Here is a 920-nt window from a genome sequence, read left to right as displayed (position 1 = left end):
AAACCGACACGGATGTGTTCGGTGATGGTGTCTCGCTCCTGGTTGGTGTACGCGATAATCAGTGTGTTGTCTCGCGTTTCGGGGGTGCGCTCTAAATAGTCTTTGGCGACCATGTAGGGCAGCTTCTCTGTGGCGGTGAGCTGCGCTCTGCGTCGGTCTTTGTCGTTTTCATCCAACGTGGAAATGACATGTTGACTGTTGCTTTGAGTATCAGGGGCTTGCTGCTGGAGTTTATCTAGGGCGCTGAGTGGCTGTTTATCAATGGTGTTTTGCTGTGCATTGTGCAGGGTGTCATTTTGTGGACGTACCATATCGGTCATGTAAGCGGTATCGATGCGGCCTTGGCTTATGGCCAGCTCAAAGGGTTTACCGGCACTGAGTGATAAAAGCTGCTCTTTATCGCCCAATTTGGCTGTTTTGGACTGACTGTCATTGACCAGCTTTGTGAACTCATCGGCTTGCTTGTTGCTGACCATGGAGCTTTCATCGAGAAAGAACAAGGTGTGTTGATAGTCACTGGCTTCTCGATTGCCTTGTCGGATGTCAGAGAGCAAGCTTTCCAGGGTTTGCGCTTTCACGCCTTTGCTTTCGAGCTCTGCTACCGCTGCGTGAGTGGGCGCAAGACCGATGACGCTTTGCTCTGGCTGCTGGCTGGCTTCTTTGACTAACTGGATAAGTTCAATATTGGATTCAAGCATGGTGGACTTACCTGTACCGGCTAACCCTTGGATGGCCACAAAGCTGTCCTTGGTGGTTGAGATAAGGGTGATGGCGTCCTTTTGCCCTTGGGTTAAGCGAGGCTTGGTATCGAAAAAGTCTTGCACCTGCTTAGGCGTTGCAAAAGGTTGATGTTGGCCTTTACCATCATCGATGTTTTGTAAGATGCGCTTTTCAGTCTCCAGCGCGGCTTGCGTCGTCCA

General features: G+C 50.8%; 1 protein-coding gene. It reads right to left on the bottom strand.

What is annotated here, in order from left to right; all coding sequences use genetic code 11:
• The coding region (locus AB4503_RS25500; protein WP_372115922.1) for an AAA family ATPase at positions 1 to 920 on the bottom strand (920 nt) is incomplete at both ends.

The organism is Vibrio sp. 10N.222.55.B11 (assembly GCF_041473705.1).
GTDB lineage: Bacteria > Pseudomonadota > Gammaproteobacteria > Enterobacterales > Vibrionaceae > Vibrio > Vibrio crassostreae_C.
This window is presented reverse-complemented; position numbering and strand designations above follow the sequence as displayed.